This is a genomic window from Polymorphospora sp. A560, from assembly GCF_045781765.1.
In the GTDB taxonomy this organism is placed as follows: domain Bacteria; phylum Actinomycetota; class Actinomycetes; order Mycobacteriales; family Micromonosporaceae; genus Polymorphospora; species Polymorphospora lycopeni.
In genome coordinates this window covers 7,671,496-7,690,862 of the sequence record NZ_CP122282.1, presented here as the reverse complement: position 1 = coordinate 7,690,862, position 19,367 = coordinate 7,671,496, and the positions used below count along the sequence as shown (strand labels likewise).

Genomic DNA, 19,367 nt, shown 5'->3' with positions numbered 1-19,367 from the left:
TTGCATGCGGGATGAGTTTGTCGACGACTTGCGCGACGCGCCGCCACCCGACCCGGTGGCGGCGCTGCGGCTGATCGAGCGCCAGCGGGCCGAGGCGATCCGCCGGTTCAGCCCCGATCCCCGGCTCTACCACTGGCCGTGGGGGCTGGCCTGGCTGATCGTCTTTGGGCTGTTCTTCCTCCGATACGGCCCGGGCGGGCGGACCTTCGTCGCCATGCCCGACTGGCTGCCGCTGGCGGTGCTGGCCGTGGCCATGATCGCGGTCACCGTGTTCACCGCCGTGACCAGTTCCCGCACCTACAGCCAGATCTCCGGCGAATCCGCCCGGCGTGGCGCGTGGTACGGCTACGCCTGGTTCGTCGGGTTCGCCGGTCTCTTCGCCACCCTCGCCCGGGTCACCCCGGCCCTGCCTCCGGACCTGAGGACGCTGGCCTGGTCGGCGGCGCCCGTCGCGCTCACCGGCGTCCTCTACCTCGCGGGTGGGGCGGTGTGGCTGGACCGCAACCTTTTCGTGCTCGGGGCCTGGATCTCGGGCAGCAACATCGTCGGGGTGGTCGCCGGGCCGGGCTGGCACTCCCTGGTCACGGCGCTGGCCGGCGGCGGCGGGATGCTCGTCACCGGCTGGCTCCTGCACCGCGCGGCCGTCCGCGCCACCCGCGGTCACGAACCGGACGGCGTGGGAGCATCCGGGTGAGCGGTCCCCTGCCCGAACTCGACCCGGTCATCCACGCCCAGGCCCGGCTCCGGGTCGTGGCCGCGCTGTCCACCCTGCCGGACGGCGACCGGGTCGCCTTTCCCAGGCTCCAGGACATCCTCGTGATGACCGCCGGCAACCTCTCCGTGCACCTGCGCAAGCTCGAGGACGCCGGCTACGTCGACGTCACCAAGACCCACCACGGGCGTACGCCGACGACCCTGATCTGCCTCAGCCGGCGCGGCCGGTTGGCCTTCGACGAGTACACGGCGGCCGTACGCGCCCTGATCGACCCGACGAACCGCCACGACCAGCAGCGGGAGGAAGTATGACCCTGGCCAGAGCGGTCGAGGTGAGCCGGCGGTACCAGACGGTGCGGGCCCTCGATCGGGTGTCCATGGAGATCCACGCCGGCGAACTGGTCGGCCTGCTCGGCCCGAACGGCGCCGGCAAGAGCACGTTGATCAACCTGCTGACCGGGCTTCGCCGGCCCACCGGTGGCCGCGTCGAACTCTGCGGCGGAGATCCACGCGACCCGGCCAGCCGGCGCCATCTCGGCGTCACCCCGCAGGAGACCGGACTGCCACCGACCCTGCGGGTACGCGAGGTCGTCGACTTCGTGGCCGCCCACTATCCCGATCCGATCCGCCGCGACGAACTGCTCGACCGGTTCGGCCTCACCGAACTCGCCAAGCGGCAGACCGGTGGGCTGTCCGGCGGCCAGAAACGGCGGCTCGCGGTGGCGCTGGCCTTCGTCGGCCGCCCGCGTGTCGTGCTGCTCGACGAACCGACGACCGGTCTCGACGTACAGGCCCGGCGCGCGCTGTGGGACGGCATCCGCTCCTTCCACGTCGAGGGCGGCGCCGTGCTGCTGAGCAGCCACTACCTGGAGGAGATCGAGGAACTGGCGCAGCGGGTCGTGGTGCTCGGCGGCGGTCGGGTGCTCGCCGACGACACCGTCGCCGCCGTCCGGGGCATGGTCGGCGTACGGCGGGTCAGCCTGACCGTCGGCGAGCTGCCGCCGCTGCCGGGCGTGGTCGGTGTGAAGCACGTCGACGGCCGTACCCATGTCCTGACCGCCGATTCCGACGCCGTCGTCCGGGCGCTGGTCACCGGCGGGGTCGACTTCAGCGACCTGGAGGTCCGCCCGACGTCGCTGGAGGAGGCGTTCCTGGCCCTCACCGGTGACGGCGGCCCGGCAGTCGACGGTGGTGTGCCGGGCGAGGCCGACGGCGGACCCGCCGGGGCCGGGCCGAAGCACGCCGTGGCCGGCGCCGACCGATAAGGAGACCGTCGTGTCACTCACTCTCGTGCATGCCCGCTACCAGCTCCTGGAGACCGTCCGGGTCCCGGTGGCGGTGATCGGCAGCGCGTTCTTCCCGGCCGTGTCGATGCTCTTCTTCGTGGTCCCGTTCGCCGGTGACGATCCGGTCGGTGCCACCTTCGCCACCGCGTCGATGGTCACCTTCGCGGTCATGGTCAGCAACCTCTTCCAGTACGGCGTCGGGGTGGCCGAGGACCGGGCGCATCCGTGGGACCCGTACACCCGGAGCCTGCCGGTCGGGCCGGTCCCGCGCTTCGCCGGACGGATCATCGCCGGCCTGGTCATGACGTTCGTCTCGCTGATCCCCGTCGTGTTGATCGCGGCGATCGGCACCGAGGCGACGATCACGGTGGGCGGGTTCCTGGCCGGGCTCGGCGCGATTCTGGTGATCGCCGTTCCGTTCACGCTGATGGGGCTCGCGATCGGGTACGGGCTGCCGAGCAAGGCGGCGCTCGCTGTCGCCCAGATCGTGTTCTTCCCGATGGCGTTCGGCGGTGGTCTGCTCTCGGCACCGGGAAACGCGCCCGGCTTCATCGAGACGATCGCGCCGTACCTGCCCAGCCGGGGCGCGGTCGAGCTGATGTGGGCCGCGGTCGGCGACTTCCCGGTCAGCACCACCTCGATGATCGCGCTGGTGGCCTGGACGGTGGCGATGGGGGCGCTGGCCGCGTGGGGTTACCGCCGCGACGAGGGTCGCCGCTTCAGTTGATCCGCCCGGTCACGTGATCAAGGGTGTGTCCCGGGCTACTACGGCTATACCGCCGGGGGCGGGAATAGCCCGCCGCCAGGTCAGGTTCAAGCGGGTAGTTCAAACTTGAACGAGATTGAGGCGGGAAGTCGACATGCAGTTCGGGATCTTCACCGTGGGAGACGTCACCACCGACCCCACCAACGGCAGCACGCCGTCGGAGCACGAGCGGATCAAGGCCATGGTCAGGATCGCGCTCAAGGCCGAAGAGGTGGGGCTCGACGTCTTCGCCACCGGCGAGCACCACAACCCGCCGTTCGTGCCCTCGTCGCCCACGACGATGCTGGGCTACCTCGCGGCGCGTACGGAGCGGATCATCCTGTCCACCGCCACGACGCTGATCACCACGAACGACCCGGTCAAGATCGCCGAAGACTACGCGATGCTCCAGCACCTCGCCGACGGGCGCGTCGACCTGATGCTCGGGCGCGGCAACACCGGGCCGGTCTACCCGTGGTTCGGCAAGGACATCCGGGCCGGCATCCCGCTGGCGATCGAGAACTACGCCCTGCTGCACAAGCTGTGGCGCGAGGATGTCGTCGACTGGGAGGGCCGGCACCGCACCCCGTTGCAGTCCTTCACGGCCACGCCCAGGCCACTCGACGCGGTGCCGCCGTTCGTCTGGCACGGCTCGATCCGCAGCCCCGAGATCGCCGAGCAGGCCGCGTACTACGGCGACGGCTTCTTCCACAACAACATCTTCTGGCCCATGGAGCACACGAAGCAGATGGTGCAGCTCTACCGCCGGCGGTTCGAGCACTACGGGCACGGCCCCGCCGACCGGGCCATCGTCGGCCTCGGCGGGCAGGTGTTCATGCGCAAGAACTCGCAGGACGCCGTCCGGGAGTTCCGGCCGTACTTCGACAACGCCCCCGTCTACGGCCACGGGCCGTCGCTGGAGGACTTCTCGACCCAGACCCCGCTGACCGTCGGCAGCCCGCAGCAGGTGATCGACCGCACCCTGACCTTCCGTGAGGACGTCGGCGACTACCAGCGCCAGCTCTTCCTGATGGACCACGCCGGGCTGCCGCTGAAGACGGTGCTGGAGCAGTTGGACATCCTCGGTGAGGAGGTCGTACCGGTGCTGCGCAAGGAGTTCGCCGCGCGGCGGCCGGCCCACGTGCCGGACGCGCCCACCCACGCCTCGCTGAAGGCGGCCCGGGTCGCGGCAGCGGCGGGAGCCGGGCGATGAGCGGCCGCACCCTCGCCGTGGTCTCCGCCGGGCTGCGCCAGCCGTCGTCGACCCGGCTGCTGGCCGACCAGCTCGCCGCCGCCACCGGGCGCGCGCTGCCGACCGGTACGTCGCTCGACGTGCGCCACGTCGAGCTGCGCGACCACGCCCACGCCCTGGTCGACAACATGCTGACCGGCTTCCCGTCCCCGGACCTCGGGCGGGCGCTGGACACGGTCGTCCACGCCGACGGGCTGATCGCGGTGTCACCGATCTTCAACGCGTCGTACAGCGGGTTGTTCAAGTCGTTCTTCGACGTGCTCGACGCCGAGGCGCTGGTCGGCATGCCGGTGCTGATCGCGGCCACCGGGGGCACCGCCCGCCACTCGCTGGCGCTGGAGCACGCCCTGCGGCCGCTGTTCACCTACCTGCGGGCCGTCGTCGTTCCCACCGGCGTCTTCGCCGCCACCGAGGACTTCGGCGCCGGTACGGACGGGGGCGCCAGGGGCGGCGCCGGCACCCTGGCCGGCCGGGTCGACCGGGCGGCGGCCGAACTCGCCGTCCAGCTCGAACGGCGGGACGCGCCGCGGAAGGTGGACCCGTTCGCCGAGCCGACACCGTTCGAGCAACTGCTCGGCGGCCGGTGACCACGAGCCGATGGGTGACCGGCGTCGATGTGACGCCGGTCACCCGGGCCGGTGGTCGGTCGCTGCCGGGAGGCCCGCCATCGCTCCTGGTGGGCCGGCCGAGGTGACGCAGCCGGTCGTCCCGCCATGCGGTGGGTAACGTTGCCGGGTACCTCGGGCAGCGCACCGTATCGAGTAACCGGACGACCGGTTGGGTAGGAGCAAGACGTGTTGGCCCCCGGAGTGGTCCTCGACCAGCGCTACCGGCTCGACGCCCATCTCGCCACCGGCGGGATGGGCGACGTCTGGCGTGCCACCGACGTCCTCCTGGCCCGCACCGTCGCGGTCAAGGTGCTGCTGCCCGCGCTGCTGTCCGACCCCGGCTTCGACGCCCGGTTCCGGGCCGAGGCGCGGATGCTGGCCGCCCTCCAGCACCGGGGCGTCGTCGCCGTCTACGACTTCGGCGAGGCCGAGATCCCGTCCGGCGGGCGGGCGCCCTACCTGGTCATGGAATACGTCGACGGCCAGTCACTGTCCGTACGACTCACCGAGGTCGGCCGGCTCGGTGTCGGCGAGACGCTGTCGGTCGTCGTGCAGGCGGCCCGCGCCCTCGACGCGGCACACGCCGCCGGCATCGTCCACCGGGACGTCAAGCCCGGCAACCTGCTCGTCCACGGCGACGGCACGGTGACCCTGGTCGACTTCGGGGTGGCCCGGTCGACCGCCATGACGGCGATGACCGGCACCAACGCCGTACTCGGCACCGCCCTCTACATGGCGCCGGAACAGGCGACCAGCAAGCCGGTGTCCGGCGCCACCGACATCTACGCGCTCGGCGCGGTCGCCTACCACCTGCTCGCCGGCCGTCCGCCGTTCGACGGCGACAACCCGCTCCAGGTCGCGGTCAGCCACCTGCACGAGGACCCGCCGCCGCTGCCCGCCGACGTGCCGGCGCCGGTGGCCGCCCTTGTCGAGAAGGCACTCGCGAAGGACCCTGCCGACCGGTTTCCGACCGCCGCCGAGTTCGCCGAAGCCGCCGAACAGGTGGCGGCGACGATCGGCGACGGCACCGCGGCACCGGCGCCCACCGCCACCGCGACGCTGCCGGCCGCCACCGCCGCCATGGCAGCCGTCGACGCCGACCCGGACTCCGGCGAACGCACCGCGCCGATCGCCGCCGCGGCCGTACCGGTGCGGGCGGCCGGACCGAGCACCCTCACCGACCAGGAGCCGGTCCCGGTCCCGGTGGCGGGCGGCCCGCCCGGCGGCGACCGCCGCCGGCGGACCCTGCTCGGAGTCGCCGCCGCTGTCCTGCTCGCCGGTGGCGTGCTGGTCGGGGTGCTCTCCTTCGCCCCGGACGCGGCCACGCCACCGGCCGAGGGACCGACCCCGACGGCAACACCCAGCCCCGCCCCGTCCGACACGGCGGAGCCGTCCGGCGAGACGGAACCCTCGTCCGGCCGCACCGGCGGATCGGCACCGACCTCGACCGGACCCGCGCCGACCGCCAGCGCCTCACCGTCCGCGTCGCCCGAGCCCACGGCGGAGGAACCGAGCCCGGAACCGACGCCGCCGCCGACCAGCGCGCCGACTCCGCCACCGACCAGCGCCCCCACGCCGCCGCCGACCGCGCAGCCGACCGGCGGTGGCGGGGACACCGAGGCGGCCGGGATCACCCGGAGCGGTGGGCCGTGATCGCGTCGCGGTAGACGTCGAGCATCGCCGCCCCGTACCGCTGCGGGGTGTGCCGCAGCGCGCGGGTCCGGGCCAGGTCGGCCGTACGGCGGGCCAGCGCCGGATCGTGCAGCAGCCGGGTGACGGCGGCCGCCAGCCCGTCCGGGGTGGGATCGGCGAGCACCGCGGCGTCGCCGAGCGCGCCGGCGCGGTGCAGGTCGGCGTCGACGATGACACTGGGTACGCCGGCGAGCGCCGCCTCCTGGAGCACCAGCCCCTGCGTGTCGGTGCTGGACGGGAACGCGAACACCTCGGCCGTGGCGCACGCGGCGGTGACCTGGTCGGCGGCCAGTTGGCCGGTCACCACCACCCGGTCGCCGACCCCGGACGCGTCGATCAGCCGGCGCAGCCACCGCTGCTCGTAGACCGCGCCGACCAGCACCAGGCGGGCCCGCGGCTCTCTGGCGACCACCTTCGCGAACGCGGGCAGCAGCAGGTCGATGCCCTTCTCGCGGTTGACCCGCCCGACGAACAGGACCATCCGGTCGGCTTCGCCGAGGCCGTACGTGGCCCGGAACGCGGCGGCCCGGTGCGCGCCGACCGCCCGCTTCGGCACGGCCGACGGCACCACGAAGAGGCGGTGCGCCGGCACCGGCAGGTCGGTCCGGTCGAGGGCGGCCGCGGTCGGCACGACCACCGCGTCGGCGTCGCCCATCAGCAGCGCGTTGACCGTCTGGACGTGTCCCCGCCGGTCGTCGTCGTCACCGCCGGCCGGAACGGGCACGGCGGGCAGCCCCAACCGTCGGGTGTAGAGCGTCGCGATCATCCGGATCGCCGCGGTCGGGATCCGGTACGCGTCGACGTACGCCTGGAGGTCGGTGTGGTAGGTGTGCACCACCGGAAGGCCGAGCCGGCGCGCGGTCAGCACGCCGAGCAGGCCGACCGATCCCGGGGTGTGCACGTGCACCAGGTCCGGCTGCCACGCCTCGATCCGGCGCACCTGACGCAGCGTCGGCCACGGCAGCAGCCGCAGGTCGGCGACCCCGCACGGCACCGCCGGCAGGGCGAGCACGTCCGGCTGTGCCGGCTGCCGCCGATGTCCCGGCACCACGGTCAGGCACTCGTGGCCGGCCCCGCCGAGCGCGCCGGTCAGGGTGCGCAGGGAGGTTATGATTCCGTCCCGGCGGGGCAGGTAGGTGTCGGAAAAATGTGCCACCCGTAGGGTCGAGCGTGCGACGGTCGGGTGCGTGGACGGGGGCGCGACCGTGGGGCCGCGGGTCGGTACGCGCATGGCCGCCTTCCGGCAGAGTCAGGTGCGGGACGGCCGGTGTGGCTGCCCCGTTGCACTTGCCAGGAGAGCCTGCCGCCGGACGTCCCTCGGTTCAAGGGGGAGGTCCCTGACCTGACCCTGAATCCCGAAACCTGCCGGAAAGTGCTGGATGCCCACCCGTTATCAGAACAACGGGTGGACACCCGGTGATGGTTACGCGGCTAGAGGCGGGCGAGTGCCTTCCGCAGCGGGTCAAGGCCGAGTGGACCGAGGTCGAGCGCCTGCCGGTGGAACTCCTTCAGGTCGAAGTCGGCACCCTTACGGGTACGGGCCTCGTCGCGGGCCTGCAACCAGATCCGCTCGCCGACCTTGTACGCCGGCGCCTGGCCCGGCCATCCGAGGTAGCGGTGGAGTTCGAAGCGCAGGAACTCGTCGGCGACCCGGCAGTGGCCACGCATGAACTCCCAGCCCAGTTCCGGGGTCCACCGCTGCCCCGGGTGGAAGTCGAACGGGTTGTCGCGCGGGATCTCCAGCTCCAGGTGCATGCCGATGTCGACGATCACCCGGGCGGCCCGCAACGCCTGCGCGTCGAGCATGCCCAGCCTGTCGCCCGGGTCGTCGAGATAGCCGAGGTCCTCCATCAGCCGCTCGGAATACAGCGCCCAGCCCTCGCCGTGCCCGGAACACCAGCACAGCAGGCGCTGCCAGCGGTTGAGCAGTTCGGCCCGGACCTGGGTCTGGCCGACCTGGAGGTGGTGGCCGGGGACACCCTCGTGGTAGACGGTGGTCACCTCACGCCAGGTGGAGAACTCGGTGACGCCGGCCGGAACCGCCCACCACATCCGCCCCGGGCGGGAGAAGTCCTCGCTCGGGCCGGTGTAGTAGATGCCGCCGTCACTGGTCGGCGCGAGGCAGCATTCGATCCGCCGCACCTGCTCCGGGATGTCGAAGTGGGTGCCGTGCAGTTCGGCTACCGCCTTGTCGGCCAGCGCCTGCATCCAGTCGCGGAACGCCTCCTTGCCGGCGATCGTGCGGGCCGGGTCGGCGTCGAGGGCGTCGACCGCCTCGTCGATGCTCGCGCCGGGCCGGACGATGCGGGCGGCCAGGGCCCGCATCTCGTTCTCCAGCCGGGCCAGTTCCTCGAAACCCCAGGCGTACGTCTCGTCGAGGTCGACCTTCGCCCCGAGGAAGTACTGCGAGGCGAGTTCGTAGCGCTCCCGCCCGGCGGCCTGGGTCTTGCGCCCCCGCGGCGCCAGCTCCGTACGCAGGAACCGGCCGAACTCGGCGGTGGCGGCGGTGGCCGCGGCGGCGCCCCGGGCCAGTTCGGCGGAGAGTGTGGCGTCGGCCGACAGCCGGTCGGTCAGCCCGTGGAAGAAGTTGTCACCGGACGGGTCGGTCCAGGTGGCGCACTGCTTGGCGACCTCGATCATCTGGGCCCGGGCGCCGACGTGCCCGGCGTCGGCGGCGGCCCGCAGCGTTGTCTTGTACTGCTCCAGCGCGGTCGGGAACTGGTTCAGCCGGGCGGCGATGTTCGCCACCGCCTCCTCGCCCTGCGTCGGCATCAGGTCGAAGACCTGCCGGATGTTGTGCAGGCCGCTGCTGATCACGTTGATCTCGCTGGTCACCTCGCCGGCGTCGTACCGGGCCAGTTCCAGGCCGAGGCGTTCCTGCATGGCCTCCTTGGCGACCCGCTCGGACTCGGTCTCCGGCTCGGTGACGTCGAGCTCGGTGAGCGTACGCCGGGTCAGCTCGGCCTGCGCCGCGAAGCCGTCGGGGGACAGGTCGTCGAGCCGGTGGTCGTGGCCCTTCAACCCGACGTAGGTGGCTTCACACGGGTGCAGTGGTGCCCACTCGTCGACGTACCGGTTCGCGAGGTCATCAATTCTTCCCACGCCTGCGACCCTACGGGACCGGTGGCCCCGGCCACCCGCCGTTATCGTCGATGGCCCGCCTGGTCAGGCGTCGTGCGTCGCTGCCCAGTCGACGAGTTCGCCGGCCGGCCAGGTGTTCACCACCCGCTCCGCCGGTACGCCGCACAGCGCCGCCCGTTCACAGCCGAAACGCTGCCAGTCGAGCTGCCCCGGGGCGTGCGCGTCGGTGTCGATGGCGAACAGACAGCCGGCCTCGACCGCCAGCCGGAGCAGCCGTTTCGGCGGGTCCTGCCGCTCCGGCCGGGAGTTGATCTCGACGGCCTTGCCGTGTTCGGCGCAGGCGGCGAAGACGGCGTCGGCGTCGAAGTCGCTCGGTGGTCTGGTCCGGGCCCGGTGGCCACGGTCGCCGGGCCCGGCCACCCCGGCCGGCCGGCCGGCGACCATCCGCCCGGTGCAGTGGCCGAGGATGTCCAGGTGCGGGTTGGCGATGGCGGTCAGCATCCGGCGGGTCATCCGGGCCCGGTCGTCGCGCAGTCCGCTGTGCACCGACCCGACCACCACGTCGAGCCGGGCGAGCAGTTCCTCGTCCTGGTCCAGGGAGCCGTCGGCGAGGATGTCGACCTCGATGCCGGTCAGGATCCGGAAGCCCGCCGGCAGCGCGGCGTTGATCGCCGCCACGTGGTCGAGTTGCTTGCGCAGCCGGGCGGCGGTCAGCCCACGGGCCACGGTCAGCTTCGGCGAGTGGTCGGTGAGCACCAGGTATTCGTGCCCGAGTTCGGCGGCGGCCAGCGCCATCTCCTCGATCGGCGAGCCGCCGTCGGACCAGTCGGAGTGGGTGTGGCAGTCGCCGCGCAGCGCCGCCCGCAGCGCCGCGGCCGCCTCGTCCAGGTCGGCTCCCTCGGTCGCCAGCAGCCGGCGCAGGTAGACCGGTTCCTCGCCGCGCAGTGACTCGGTGACGCACCGGGCGGTCACCTCGCCGACCCCGGACAGCTCGGTCAGCGTTCCCGCCAGTGCCCGGCTCGCGAGTTCGGCGGCGGGCAGGGCGGCGAGCGCCGCGGCGGCCGACCGGAACGCCCGTACCCGGTAGGTGGCCTCGTTGGCCCGTTCGAGCAGAAACGCGATCCGGCGCAGATCCCCGACGGCATCCCGCACACCCATACCCGTCAAGGTAACCCCCGTTCCCCGGTTCCCACGCCCCCATGATCCGCGTGATCAGGGAGTAAGTCGGGCGTGTTGCCGGCGGGTCGGGGTGCAAACTCCCTGATCACGCGGATCTTGCCGAGGTGCGGCCGGTCAGTCCGGATCGACCGGCGCGGGGCGGACGCCGGTCACCGTACGGCGGTCGTCGGCGACACCGGTCACCCAGCCGCCGGCGCGACCGAGCCGGACGAGCGTCTCGACCCGGGCCGGCAGCTCCAGCGGCTTGCCGGGGACCGGCGGCCACGCGGTACGGGCCGTACAACCCGGCGTCAGCCAGGTCCGCAGGGCCGCGATCGGATCGTCGGCGTCCAGCGCACTCCGGGCGCCGGCCAGTTCGGCGAGTACGGCGGAAAGCGCCGGCCCGACCGCCGCGGCGTTGCCGCCGCACATCGCCGCGACCAGCTCCGGCCGGGTCGCGGCGACCCGCGTCCCGTCGCGGAACGAGCCGGCGGCGAGGGTGCCGGCGAGCGGGTCGGTGGCCGCGGTCGCGGCGAGCGCCGCGGCGAGCAGATGCGGTACGTGGCTCACCGCCGCCACCGCCCGGTCGTGCTCGTCCGGGATGGCCGGCACCACCCGTGCCCCCAGCCCGGTCACCAGCACGGCGAGTTCCAGCCAGTCGGACAGCGCGGTGACCCCGGGCTCCAGGCAGAGCACCCACGAGCAGCCGGCGAACAGTTCCGGGTCGGCGGCGGCGAACCCGGACGTCTCGCGTCCGGCCATCGGATGGCCGCCGACGAAGCCGGCGAGCCGGTCGTGCAGCCGGTGCAGGCGCTCCCCGACGAGCCGGTGCACCGGACCCTTGACCGAGGTCACGTCGGTGACGAGGCCGCTGAACCCGGCGTCGGCGAGCTGGTCGAGGACGCCGGCCACGGCCGGCAGCGGTACGGCGACCACGGCCAGGTCGGCGCGTGCCACCGCGTCGCGTACGGTCGCGGTGACCTGCCAGCGGGCGGCGGCCGGTGCCTTCGCGGCGGCGGTGCGGGCGGTGGCCCGGGTCGCCGGATCGGCGTCGTAGCCGAGCACCCGGTGGCCGGCGGCCGAGAGCGCCCGCAGCACCGAACCGCCGATGAGACCGAGCCCGATCACCGCAACATCCACGCGGCTGACTCTCGCACACGCGGCGGCGGTCGCGCGGTGCCGGCCCGGACCCCGGCGACCCGCCGGCCGGATCGTGGCAGCCGGCGACCTGCGCAGTTACCGTAATTCAGTGATTTTTCCGGACACAGTTCGCGAACCTGTCCACCGGATCCGGCGCTGGGCGCTGACGACCGGCGCCGCCGCGCTCGTAGCCGCCGCCCCGCTCCCCGCCGTAGCCGCCGCCCCGCTCCCCGCCGTCGCCCCGTTCCCCGCTGCCGTCAGCGGCACCCCGGAGCGGCTGCCGACCTTCAACGGCACGGTCTGGGCCACCGCGTACGCCGGAAACACCCTCTACGTCGGCGGCGACTTCACCTCCGCCACGGCCGGCGGCAAGACGGTCGCCCGCAGCCGCCTCGCCGCCATCGACGCCCGCACCGGCGCCCTGCTCGACTGGGCGCCGCCCGCCGACGACCAGGTACGCGCCATCGCCGTCGCCGGCGGATCGGTCTATGTCGGCGGCGACTTCACCAGGCTGGCCGGCGCCGACCGCGACGGCCTCGGCCGGCTCGACGCCACGACCGGAACACTTCACGGCACGTTCCGGCACCGCCTCACCGGGCAGCCGTACGCACTCGCCGCCGCCAACGGTCGCCTCTACGCCGGCGGCACCTTCACCACCGTGAACGGCGTACCCCGGGCCCGGCTCGCCGCCTTCGACCTCGGCACCGGCGCACTGCTGGCCGGCTGGTCGGCCGGCGCCGACGCCACCGTCCGGACCGTCGTCGCCGCCAGCGGCCGGATCTACGCCGGCGGCAGCTTCCACCGCGTCAACGGCGCCGCCGGAACCGCCCGGCTCGCCGCCCTCGACCCGGCGAGCGGCGCGCTCGACACCGGCTTCCGGCCCCGGGCCAGCTACGTCACCCACGCGATCGCGGCCGGCCCGCGCGGGGTGTACGCGGCACACGGCGGACCCGGCGGGCGGGTCGTGGCGTACGACCCCACCGGCAACACCCGCTGGACGCTCACCCAGGACGGCGACCCGCAGGCGGTCACCGTCCTCGACGGCACCGTCTACCTCGGCGGCCACTTCGACAAGGTCTGCCGCTCCCCGCTGACCGGCGACCAGGGCTCCTGCGTCGACGGTTCGGACCGGCGGGTCAAGCTCGCCGCCGCGGCCGAGGCCGACGGCACCCTGCTGCCCTGGACGGCGGACGGCAACGGGATCAGCGGCGTGCGCGCCATGGCCGCCAACCCCGGGCTGCGCAAGATGGTGGCCGGCGGCGCGTTTACCCAGATCAACGGCACCGCCCGGCAGCGGCTGGCCCAGTTCGGCTGATCGCCGGCTCAGGGCGTACGGGCGCAGCCCCTCTCCCGCTGCCAGCCCGCCACCTTGTCGGCCGGCACCGAGTCCCGCTTCTTCCGCCACGCGTCGAGGTACGGCGCCGGCCACACCACGCCCCGGCGTACCCACCAGTCGCCGGTGCCGGCGCACGGCGGCGAGATACCGAAGTGCAGGTGGCAGACGTTGTTGGCGTTGCCGGTTCGGCCGACCGAGCCGACCCGCTGGCCGGCGGTGACCCGTACCCCGGCGTCGATCCCGGTGGCCACCTCGACCAGGTGCGAGCCGTAGTAGCGCACCCCGTCGTCGCCGAGCAGCGACACGAACAGGCCGCCGTTGAGTGGCCCGTCGGGCTTGCGCCGGTCGTACGTGTCCGAGCGGCTGACCTCGAGCACCACCCCGTGGGTCACCGCCACGACCGGCGTGCCGCAGTCGGCGAAGATGTCGGTCGCCGGGTAGGCCGAGTGGGTCGGGTGGTAGGCGACGTTGCTTCCGCCGACCGGGAAGAAGTAGCGCCGGCCGTCCGGCGGCGCGGTCGGGCCGGCAGTGGTCGGGCTGGCCGTGGTCGGGCTGGCCGCCGGGGGACTTCCGGCCGTGGGCGGCGTGGTGCCGGTGGCGCCGCCGCTCGCCCGCCAGTTCGGCCGGTCGGCGTCCGGTCCGGCCGGCGGCGCCCCGCAACCCGCGCCGAGCCCGGCCACGAGCAGGAACACCACCGGGTACGTCCGCCGCCCGCCGCTGGTCGCCTTCCACGGTGCTCGATGTCGCCAAGACATCCGGCCATCCTGGCAGAGGCGCGCCCCGCCGGCCGCGCGTGACCCCGGGCCGGAGTGTGGCCAGCCGGGTACGCTGCGGCGGAAGGCGTAGCCGCGAGCGAAGGAGCGACGGTGACGGCGGAGCAGTCCCGGCCAGACGAGGACACGGCGGGCCGGCCGGCGGCGAGCGTCCCACCCGAGCCGGAGCGCGCGGCCGGTGGCGCCGAGAAAACGGAGCCGCCGGTGAGCGCGGCGCCGGCGCCCGCGCCGGGCGATGTCCCCGGGCCCGGCCCGCTGGTCGCCGACACCTCCCCGGTGTCGCCCGCCACCCCGCCGGCAGCACGGCCGCTCTCGCCGGCCCGGCCCACGTTTCCCGTCCCGCCGGGCTTCAGCCCGCCCGGGTTCAGCGCACCCCCACCCGGCCCCGCGGTCGCACCGCCCGGCCGGCCCGGTGGGTTCGGGACGACCGGACACCCCGCGCGACCCGGCCAGCCCGTGCCCGCCGGGTTCGGTGCCCGGCCCTACCCGCCCGGGTTCGGCGCCCGGCCGCACCCGCCGGCCGCATCCGGATTCGCCCCACCACCGCAGTCACCGGTCCCGGCGGGGTTCGCGCCGCCGCCCGACAGGTGGCAGACGCCCGGCGTGGGGCGTACGCCGTCGGGGTTGTTCCCCTCGCGGACGCCGCCCCGGCCGACCTACCGCGAGCCCCACCAGGTCCGGCCCGGGCAGCTGGCGGCCGGCCTCGGTGCCGGTGCCGTCTGGCTGGCGATGTTCGCGTTGCTCGCCGGTGACCTGCGCGGACTCGGCTGGTGGACGATCATCGCGGGTGCGGTCGCCTGGCTGGTCGCCGCCGTGCTGGCCCGGCACGGCGACCGGGGAGTCGCCGCCGGGCTGGCGGTCGCCGTGGCGGTCGGATGGGGGATCACGACCACCCTCGTCGCGCTTCGCTGGGCCGGCATGTCCAACTGGCCGCTATGGTGACTCAGCGCGCCTGAGCATGCTCGGATCGTGAGCGATCATGGGCGCTGTGTATCGACGTGCGTGCGCAGCGCTACCGGCCTTGACTAGTCGGCGCTCAGTCGGCACGCTCGCGACATGGCCTGGACTGTGCAGCGGCTCGACCCCGACCGCAGCCGCCGCCGGCTTCAGCTCCTTGCCGAGCTCGCCGGTGCAAAAGCGGTACGCGAGCGCGAGCTTCCCCGTCAGGTACGCGGAGATCGACTGCGTGAGCTGATCGCCACCCGTCGCCGGCTCGCCAACTGACCGGGGCCTCCCGGCAAACTTCTGGCCCGTTCCGCTCCCTCTCTCGGAGCGTTGTCCGGTCACCCGCCGACCCGACCGGTTACCGTCACGCGTAACGAACAAGTCGGCGGTATATGCGGCACGCTGGCCGCAAGGCAATTGGGGGGACCGTGGCGTACTTCGCTGCTGCCGTCACGCGTGGCTCGGCCGGATGGGCCGCCGCGGAACTGGACCTCGACGGCGCATCCGACATAGAGGAGGTCGCGGAACGGCTGCGCGACATCGACCCGGACGCCGACATCTCACTGCTCTTCGTCGAGGCCGACGACACCTATCTCGCGATCCTGCGCCTCGACGCCGGGGAAGACCTGCGGATATTCGGCTCGGACTCGGCCTTCGCCGAGGAGTCCCGGCTCGGCGCGCTGCTCGTCGGCGACCTCAAGGCGCCGGCGATGGAGTTCGACGACGTGCTGACCGGCGGCGGCGCCACCGCGTCCACGACCGGCTCCGACCAGCCCGCGACCGATCCCGACGCCGACCCCGTGGGCGACGCCGACCTGCTGACCGACCTGGGTGTGCCGGCGCCGCGACTGCTGGTGCTCTGCGCCCACGAGGGCATGCTCCCCGCCGACGTGACCGCCGAGGTTTGCCAGGCGATCGGGTGCGGCGACGAGGTCGAGGAGCTACGCGAAGCGTGACGGACCCCGGCGGCCCGCCCCCGTGGTCCCTCGGCGGCCGGCGGGAACGTCACGAGGCATGGATGCGCCGCGCCCTGGCGGTCGCCGTAACCAGCCCGGACCCCGTTCCCATGGACGATCCCGCCCGGCCGGTCGCCGAGCGTACCGGTGAGGTGGCGGCCGGCGATCCCGCCCGGTCGGTCGCGGGGCGTACCGGCGACGTGGCCGCCGACGTGCCGGTCGGTGCCGTTGTCTACGGGCCGGACGGCACCGAACTCGCCGTCGGCCGCAACGAACGGGAACTCACCGGCGACCCGACCGCGCATGCCGAGGTGCTCGCGCTGCGCCGGGCCGCCGCCCGGGTCGGCGCCTGGCGACTCGACGGCTGCACCCTGGTGGTGACGCTGGAACCGTGCACGATGTGCGCGGGCGCGCTGGTACTGGCCCGGGTATCCACAGTGGTCTTCGGGGCCTGGGAGCCGAAGACGGGTGCGGTCGGTTCGCTCTGGGACGTGGTCCGCGACCGCCGCCTCAACCACCGCCCCACGGTCTACGCCGGCGTCCTGGAACCAGAGTGCGTCACCCTGCTCCGCACCTTCTTCCGCTGATCCGTCTTCCCGCTGACCCCCAAGATCCGCGTGATCAGGGATTAAGCCGCGCGTGTCGCCGGCGTGCCGCGGCTCAAAGTCCCTGATCACGCGGATCTTGGGCCGGCTTCCAGGGCCTCCCGAACCGTCCGTACGACGTAGCTCGGCCGTCTCGTGTCGGCCCAGGTGAACCGGAGGACGACGAAGCCCCGCGTCAGCAGGAGATTCTGTCGCCTGCGGTCGTGGAGCAGGGCTTCCGGCGTGCTGTGGGGTGCCCGGCCGTCGGCCTCGGCCAACACACCCCGGCTCGGCCAGGCGAGATCCGCCAACGCCCGCAGTACGCCGAACTCGTCGTACACCGGGAACTGGAGCCGCTCCGGTGGCACGCCGCCGTCGACGCAGATGAGCCGGATCCGTGACTCGAGCGGGGACTGTGCCCGACCGTCGGCGTCCCCGATCGAGCGGCGGGCGCGCACCGCCCCACGATTGCCGTAGATCAACATCCGGGCGACCTCCAGGTCCAGGTCCGTCAGGGCCCCGGCCCCGAGCGCGGCGTCGAGCATCGCCACCGCCTCCGGTCGCGGCAGTCGGAGCAGCAGGTCGGCGGCGGTACGCGCCGGAGTCGTCAACCGCATCCCGGCCACCGTCGTCAGGTCGGCGGCGTCGACGACCAGTTGTCGAGTGGTGAGCCCGGGCTGGTCCAGCCGCCGCCGGTCCGCCGGCACCGACACCTGCACCGTCGGATCCGCTGGCACGACCGGCCAGCCGTGGACGGTGGCGGCGCTGTTCAGCACGGCGACGGCAGCCGGCCCCAGGGCGAGCAGCCCGGCCCGGATTCGCTGGCGCTCCGAGACGGTGCCGGGCATGGTGAGGTGGACGCCGCGGAAAATCCCGCGCCAGCGTTTCGTGGCGAGCAGTCGGGCGACGTCGGATCGGGCTAGTCCGGCTCGTAGGCATTGGGCCGACGTGATCAGCCCTTCCTGCCGGGCGGCGATCAGCAGCACGGTTTCGTGACCGGTCGTCATGCCGGCGAAGCATCACGGATCCGGCGTCGGCCCGCCCGCCGCCGTGGACAGCCTGTGGACAACCCACCCACCTGTGGACAGCCCCCACAACCGACCCGGTTCTGCTACGGCCCGCCTCGCCACGCCGCCAAGATCCGCGTGATCAGGGAGTTTGAGCTGCGGCGCACCGACGACACGCCCGACTTAGTCCCTGATCACGCGGATCTTGAAGGGAGCGAGACGGTTACGGATAGGCCGCCCTGGGGGCGGGGGGTGGCTTCCACCGAGCCGTTGTGGGCGCGGGCTATCGCGCGGACGATCGACAGGCCCAGGCCGAAGCCGCGCCCACCGCCGATCCGGTCGCGGTTCAGGCGGCGGAACGGTTGGAACAGGCTCTCCACCTCGTACCCGGGGACCGTCGGGCCACTGTTCGACACGGTCAGGGTGGCCCGGCCGTCCACCACCGCCGTCTCGGCCGACAGCCAGCCATCCTCCGGCACGTTGTGCCGTACGGCGTTCTCGACCAGGTTCTGGGTCAGCCGTTCGAGCAGCACCGGGTCGCCGGCCGTGGGTGCCGCCGCCAGGTCCAGTTCGACGCGTACGTCGGCCGGCCCGGCGACCTGGTCGGCCACGTGCCGGGCCACCTCGGCAAGATCCACCGGGGTACGGTCGGTCACCTCGTTCTCCGAGTCGGCGAGGGTGAGCAGCCCGTCGATCAGCCGCTCGTGCCGCTCGTTGACGGTCAGCAGCGACTCACCGAGCTGGCGTACCTCGGCCGGTGCCCCGGGCCGGGTCATCGCCAGTTCGACCAGCGCCCGGTTCAGCGCCAGCGGCGTACGCAGCTCGTGCGACGCGTTCGCCACGAACCGCCGCTGTCCGTCGAAGGCGCGATTCAGCCGTTCCAGCATCTCGTTGAAGGTGGCGGCGAGTTCGCGTACCTCGTCTTTCGGGCCGCCGAGCGCGATCCGCTCGTGCAGGCCCCGGCCGGCACCGTCGGCCCCGGCGATCCGGCGGGCGGTACCGGTGATCTCCTGGAGCGGCTGGAGTGCCCGGCCGGCGACCAGCCAGCCGATCGCGACCGCGACCACCGACACCACGACCAGCGCCAGCCCGCCCTGGGTGAGCAGCGAGTCGAGGGCGCCGTCCCGGACCACCCGCTGATAGTCGCCGACCATCGCGCCGATCGCCGCCGTGTCGAGGCCCGACGTATCCCCGGAGCCGCCGATCCACAACGACAGCCGGTTCTGCTGCAACCGGCCGGCGACCAGCGCGTAGTTGACGGCCAGCAGGACGCCGCCGGCCACGAAGAACGATCCGCCGAAGACCAGGGTCAGCCGGGCCCGGATGGTCAGCCGGTTCACGGGATCTGGTACCCGACGCCGGGCACCGTCTCGATCACCGGCGGGTCGCCGAGCTTGCGGCGCAGCTTCATCACGGTGACCCGTACGACGTTGGTGAACGGGTCGATGTGCTCGTCCCACGCCCGGTCCAGCAGTTCCTCGGCCGACACCACCGCACCGTCGGCCCGCAGCAGTTCGGCGAGCACGGCGAACTCCTTGCGGCTCAACGCGACGTACCGACCGTCCCGGTAGACCTCCCGGCGGGCCGGGTCGACCAGCACCCCGCGCCGGGAGAGCCGGGGCGGGGCCGCCGGCCGGGTGCGTCTGGTCAGGGCGTGCACTCGGGCCGACAGCTCCACCATCGCGAACGGCTTCGGCAGGTAGTCGTCGGCGCCGAGGGCCAGCCCGGCGACCCGTTCCCGGACGGCCGCCGCCGCGGTCAGCATCAGCACGCGGCTCTGCCCGCCCGAGTCGACGATCGAGCGGCACACGTCGTCGCCGTGCACCACCGGCAGGTCCCGGTCGAGCACCACCACGTCATACGCGTGCACGCCGAGCCGGTCCAGCGCGGCCCCGCCGTCGTACGCGACGTCGACGGCGAACGCCTCCCGCCGCAACCACTCCGCGATCGCGTCCGCGAGCACGCTCTCGTCCTCGACCACCAGCACCCTCATCCGACCATCCTGTCCGTGCCCGGCACCATGCCACCGTCGCGCGCCGGCCATAACGCCGTCGTTAACGTCCGTGGTTACGCCCTGGCTACCGCCCTTG

The 19,367-nt window shown here is 73.5% G+C and carries 20 protein-coding genes; 12 read left to right on the top strand and 8 right to left on the bottom strand.

From position 1 onward, the window contains the following. The first annotated feature begins 4 nt into the window (after positions 1 to 4). The 7 genes from QCD66_RS34680 (at position 5) to QCD66_RS34650 (ending at position 6,258) form a co-directional block, all read left to right on the top strand. Positions 5 to 694 (top strand): transporter, encoded by a 690-nt coding sequence (locus tag QCD66_RS34680; protein WP_364216525.1) that lies wholly within the window; start codon positions 5 to 7, stop codon positions 692 to 694. Then, the gene (locus QCD66_RS34675; protein ID WP_357538721.1) at positions 691 to 1,026 is read left to right on the top strand and encodes a transcriptional regulator; all 336 of its coding nucleotides are present in this window, start codon (positions 691 to 693) and stop codon (positions 1,024 to 1,026) included. Before QCD66_RS34680 ends, QCD66_RS34675 begins: the two co-directional genes overlap by 4 nt. Then, positions 1,023 to 1,979 carry an ABC transporter ATP-binding protein gene (locus tag QCD66_RS34670; RefSeq protein WP_364216531.1) on the top strand — a complete coding sequence of 319 codons (957 nt, stop codon included), beginning with the start codon at positions 1,023 to 1,025 and terminating at the stop codon, positions 1,977 to 1,979. Before QCD66_RS34675 ends, QCD66_RS34670 begins: the two co-directional genes overlap by 4 nt. A 10-nt stretch (positions 1,980 to 1,989) precedes the next feature. Next, positions 1,990 to 2,727 (top strand): ABC transporter permease, encoded by a 738-nt coding sequence (locus QCD66_RS34665; protein WP_375734568.1) that lies wholly within the window; start codon positions 1,990 to 1,992, stop codon positions 2,725 to 2,727. A gap of 133 nt (positions 2,728 to 2,860) precedes the next feature. Next, positions 2,861 to 3,958, top strand: coding sequence for an LLM class flavin-dependent oxidoreductase (locus tag QCD66_RS34660; protein ID WP_375734569.1), 1,098 nt, complete (start codon positions 2,861 to 2,863; stop codon positions 3,956 to 3,958). Next, entirely contained in the window at positions 3,955 to 4,584 is a 630-nt protein-coding gene (locus tag QCD66_RS34655) for an FMN reductase (RefSeq protein WP_375734570.1), read from the top strand. Before QCD66_RS34660 ends, QCD66_RS34655 begins: the two co-directional genes overlap by 4 nt. Before the next feature lie 207 nt (positions 4,585 to 4,791). Continuing rightward, positions 4,792 to 6,258 carry a protein kinase domain-containing protein gene (locus QCD66_RS34650; RefSeq protein WP_375734571.1) on the top strand — a complete coding sequence of 489 codons (1,467 nt, stop codon included), beginning with the start codon at positions 4,792 to 4,794 and terminating at the stop codon, positions 6,256 to 6,258. Here the strand turns inward: QCD66_RS34650 and QCD66_RS34645 are convergent. The 4 genes from QCD66_RS34645 to QCD66_RS34630 all read right to left on the bottom strand — a co-directional run bounded on the left by QCD66_RS34645 (position 6,236) and on the right by QCD66_RS34630 (position 11,748). Next, a complete protein-coding gene (locus QCD66_RS34645) occupies positions 6,236 to 7,453 on the bottom strand; it encodes a glycosyltransferase (protein WP_375734572.1) in 1,218 nt (405 codons plus the stop codon). The genes QCD66_RS34650 and QCD66_RS34645 overlap by 23 nt on opposite strands. Before the next feature lie 275 nt (positions 7,454 to 7,728). Then, the gene (locus QCD66_RS34640; protein WP_364216549.1) at positions 7,729 to 9,399 is read right to left on the bottom strand and encodes a DUF885 domain-containing protein; all 1,671 of its coding nucleotides are present in this window, start codon (positions 9,397 to 9,399) and stop codon (positions 7,729 to 7,731) included. Positions 9,400 to 9,462: 63 nt separating this feature from the next. After that, positions 9,463 to 10,536 carry a PHP domain-containing protein gene (locus QCD66_RS34635; protein ID WP_375734573.1) on the bottom strand — a complete coding sequence of 358 codons (1,074 nt, stop codon included), beginning with the start codon at positions 10,534 to 10,536 and terminating at the stop codon, positions 9,463 to 9,465. Positions 10,537 to 10,671: 135 nt separating this feature from the next. Then, positions 10,672 to 11,748 carry a prephenate dehydrogenase gene (locus tag QCD66_RS34630; protein WP_407567269.1) on the bottom strand — a complete coding sequence of 359 codons (1,077 nt, stop codon included), beginning with the start codon at positions 11,746 to 11,748 and terminating at the stop codon, positions 10,672 to 10,674. A 37-nt stretch (positions 11,749 to 11,785) separates the two neighbouring features. On the opposite strand from QCD66_RS34630, the gene QCD66_RS34625 reads away from it, so the two are divergent. Beyond that, the gene (locus QCD66_RS34625) at positions 11,786 to 12,991 is read left to right on the top strand and encodes a hypothetical protein (RefSeq protein WP_375734574.1); all 1,206 of its coding nucleotides are present in this window, start codon (positions 11,786 to 11,788) and stop codon (positions 12,989 to 12,991) included. A gap of 8 nt (positions 12,992 to 12,999) precedes the next feature. Here QCD66_RS34625 and QCD66_RS34620 read toward each other — a convergent pair whose 3' ends face one another. Continuing rightward, entirely contained in the window at positions 13,000 to 13,767 is a 768-nt protein-coding gene (locus QCD66_RS34620; protein ID WP_375734575.1) for a M23 family metallopeptidase, read from the bottom strand. Positions 13,768 to 13,878: 111 nt separating this feature from the next. Here QCD66_RS34620 and QCD66_RS34615 point away from each other — a divergent pair, with 111 nt between their 5' ends. From QCD66_RS34615 to QCD66_RS34600, 4 genes are all read left to right on the top strand, one after another. Further along, positions 13,879 to 14,727: a hypothetical protein gene (locus QCD66_RS34615; RefSeq protein ID WP_375734576.1), complete on the top strand. Its 849-nt coding sequence runs from the start codon at positions 13,879 to 13,881 to the stop codon at positions 14,725 to 14,727. Positions 14,728 to 14,841: 114 nt separating this feature from the next. After that, the gene (locus QCD66_RS34610; protein ID WP_357538710.1) at positions 14,842 to 15,009 is read left to right on the top strand and encodes a hypothetical protein; all 168 of its coding nucleotides are present in this window, start codon (positions 14,842 to 14,844) and stop codon (positions 15,007 to 15,009) included. Positions 15,010 to 15,158: 149 nt separating this feature from the next. Continuing rightward, the gene (locus QCD66_RS34605; RefSeq protein ID WP_375734577.1) at positions 15,159 to 15,686 is read left to right on the top strand and encodes a tRNA adenosine deaminase-associated protein; all 528 of its coding nucleotides are present in this window, start codon (positions 15,159 to 15,161) and stop codon (positions 15,684 to 15,686) included. Positions 15,687 to 15,748: 62 nt separating this feature from the next. Beyond that, positions 15,749 to 16,273: a nucleoside deaminase gene (locus QCD66_RS34600; protein ID WP_375734583.1), complete on the top strand. Its 525-nt coding sequence runs from the start codon at positions 15,749 to 15,751 to the stop codon at positions 16,271 to 16,273. An 86-nt stretch (positions 16,274 to 16,359) separates the two neighbouring features. Here the strand turns inward: QCD66_RS34600 and QCD66_RS34595 are convergent, their stop codons facing one another. The 3 genes from QCD66_RS34595 to QCD66_RS34585 form a co-directional block, all read right to left on the bottom strand. Next, the gene (locus QCD66_RS34595; protein ID WP_375734578.1) at positions 16,360 to 17,277 is read right to left on the bottom strand and encodes a type IV toxin-antitoxin system AbiEi family antitoxin; all 918 of its coding nucleotides are present in this window, start codon (positions 17,275 to 17,277) and stop codon (positions 16,360 to 16,362) included. A 194-nt stretch (positions 17,278 to 17,471) separates the two neighbouring features. Beyond that, a complete protein-coding gene (locus QCD66_RS34590) occupies positions 17,472 to 18,617 on the bottom strand; it encodes a sensor histidine kinase (protein WP_375734579.1) in 1,146 nt (381 codons plus the stop codon). Beyond that, complete coding sequence (locus QCD66_RS34585; RefSeq protein ID WP_357538706.1) at positions 18,614 to 19,270, bottom strand: response regulator transcription factor; 657 nt, start codon at positions 19,268 to 19,270, stop codon at positions 18,614 to 18,616. The genes QCD66_RS34590 and QCD66_RS34585 overlap by 4 nt, the downstream gene beginning before the upstream one ends. Positions 19,271 to 19,367 lie beyond the last annotated feature (97 nt).

Bases quoted from the DNA above. Each gene is read 5' to 3' on its own strand.
- QCD66_RS34680 (WP_364216525.1), top strand. From the start codon at position 5: ATGCGGGATGAGTTTGTCGACGACTTGCGCGACGCGCCGCCACCCGAC.
- QCD66_RS34670 (WP_364216531.1), top strand. From the start codon at position 1,023: ATGACCCTGGCCAGAGCGGTCGAGGTGAGCCGGCGGTACCAGACGGTG.
- QCD66_RS34660 (WP_375734569.1), top strand. From the start codon at position 2,861: ATGCAGTTCGGGATCTTCACCGTGGGAGACGTCACCACCGACCCCACC.
- QCD66_RS34655 (WP_375734570.1), top strand. From the start codon at position 3,955: ATGAGCGGCCGCACCCTCGCCGTGGTCTCCGCCGGGCTGCGCCAGCCG.
- QCD66_RS34635 (WP_375734573.1), bottom strand. From the start codon at position 10,536: ATGGGTGTGCGGGATGCCGTCGGGGATCTGCGCCGGATCGCGTTTCTG.
- QCD66_RS34620 (WP_375734575.1), bottom strand. From the start codon at position 13,767: ATGTCTTGGCGACATCGAGCACCGTGGAAGGCGACCAGCGGCGGGCGG.
- QCD66_RS34610 (WP_357538710.1), top strand. From the start codon at position 14,842: ATGGCCTGGACTGTGCAGCGGCTCGACCCCGACCGCAGCCGCCGCCGG.
- QCD66_RS34600 (WP_375734583.1), top strand. From the start codon at position 15,749: ATGCGCCGCGCCCTGGCGGTCGCCGTAACCAGCCCGGACCCCGTTCCC.
- QCD66_RS34595 (WP_375734578.1), bottom strand. From the start codon at position 17,277: ATGACGACCGGTCACGAAACCGTGCTGCTGATCGCCGCCCGGCAGGAA.
- QCD66_RS34585 (WP_357538706.1), bottom strand. From the start codon at position 19,270: ATGAGGGTGCTGGTGGTCGAGGACGAGAGCGTGCTCGCGGACGCGATC.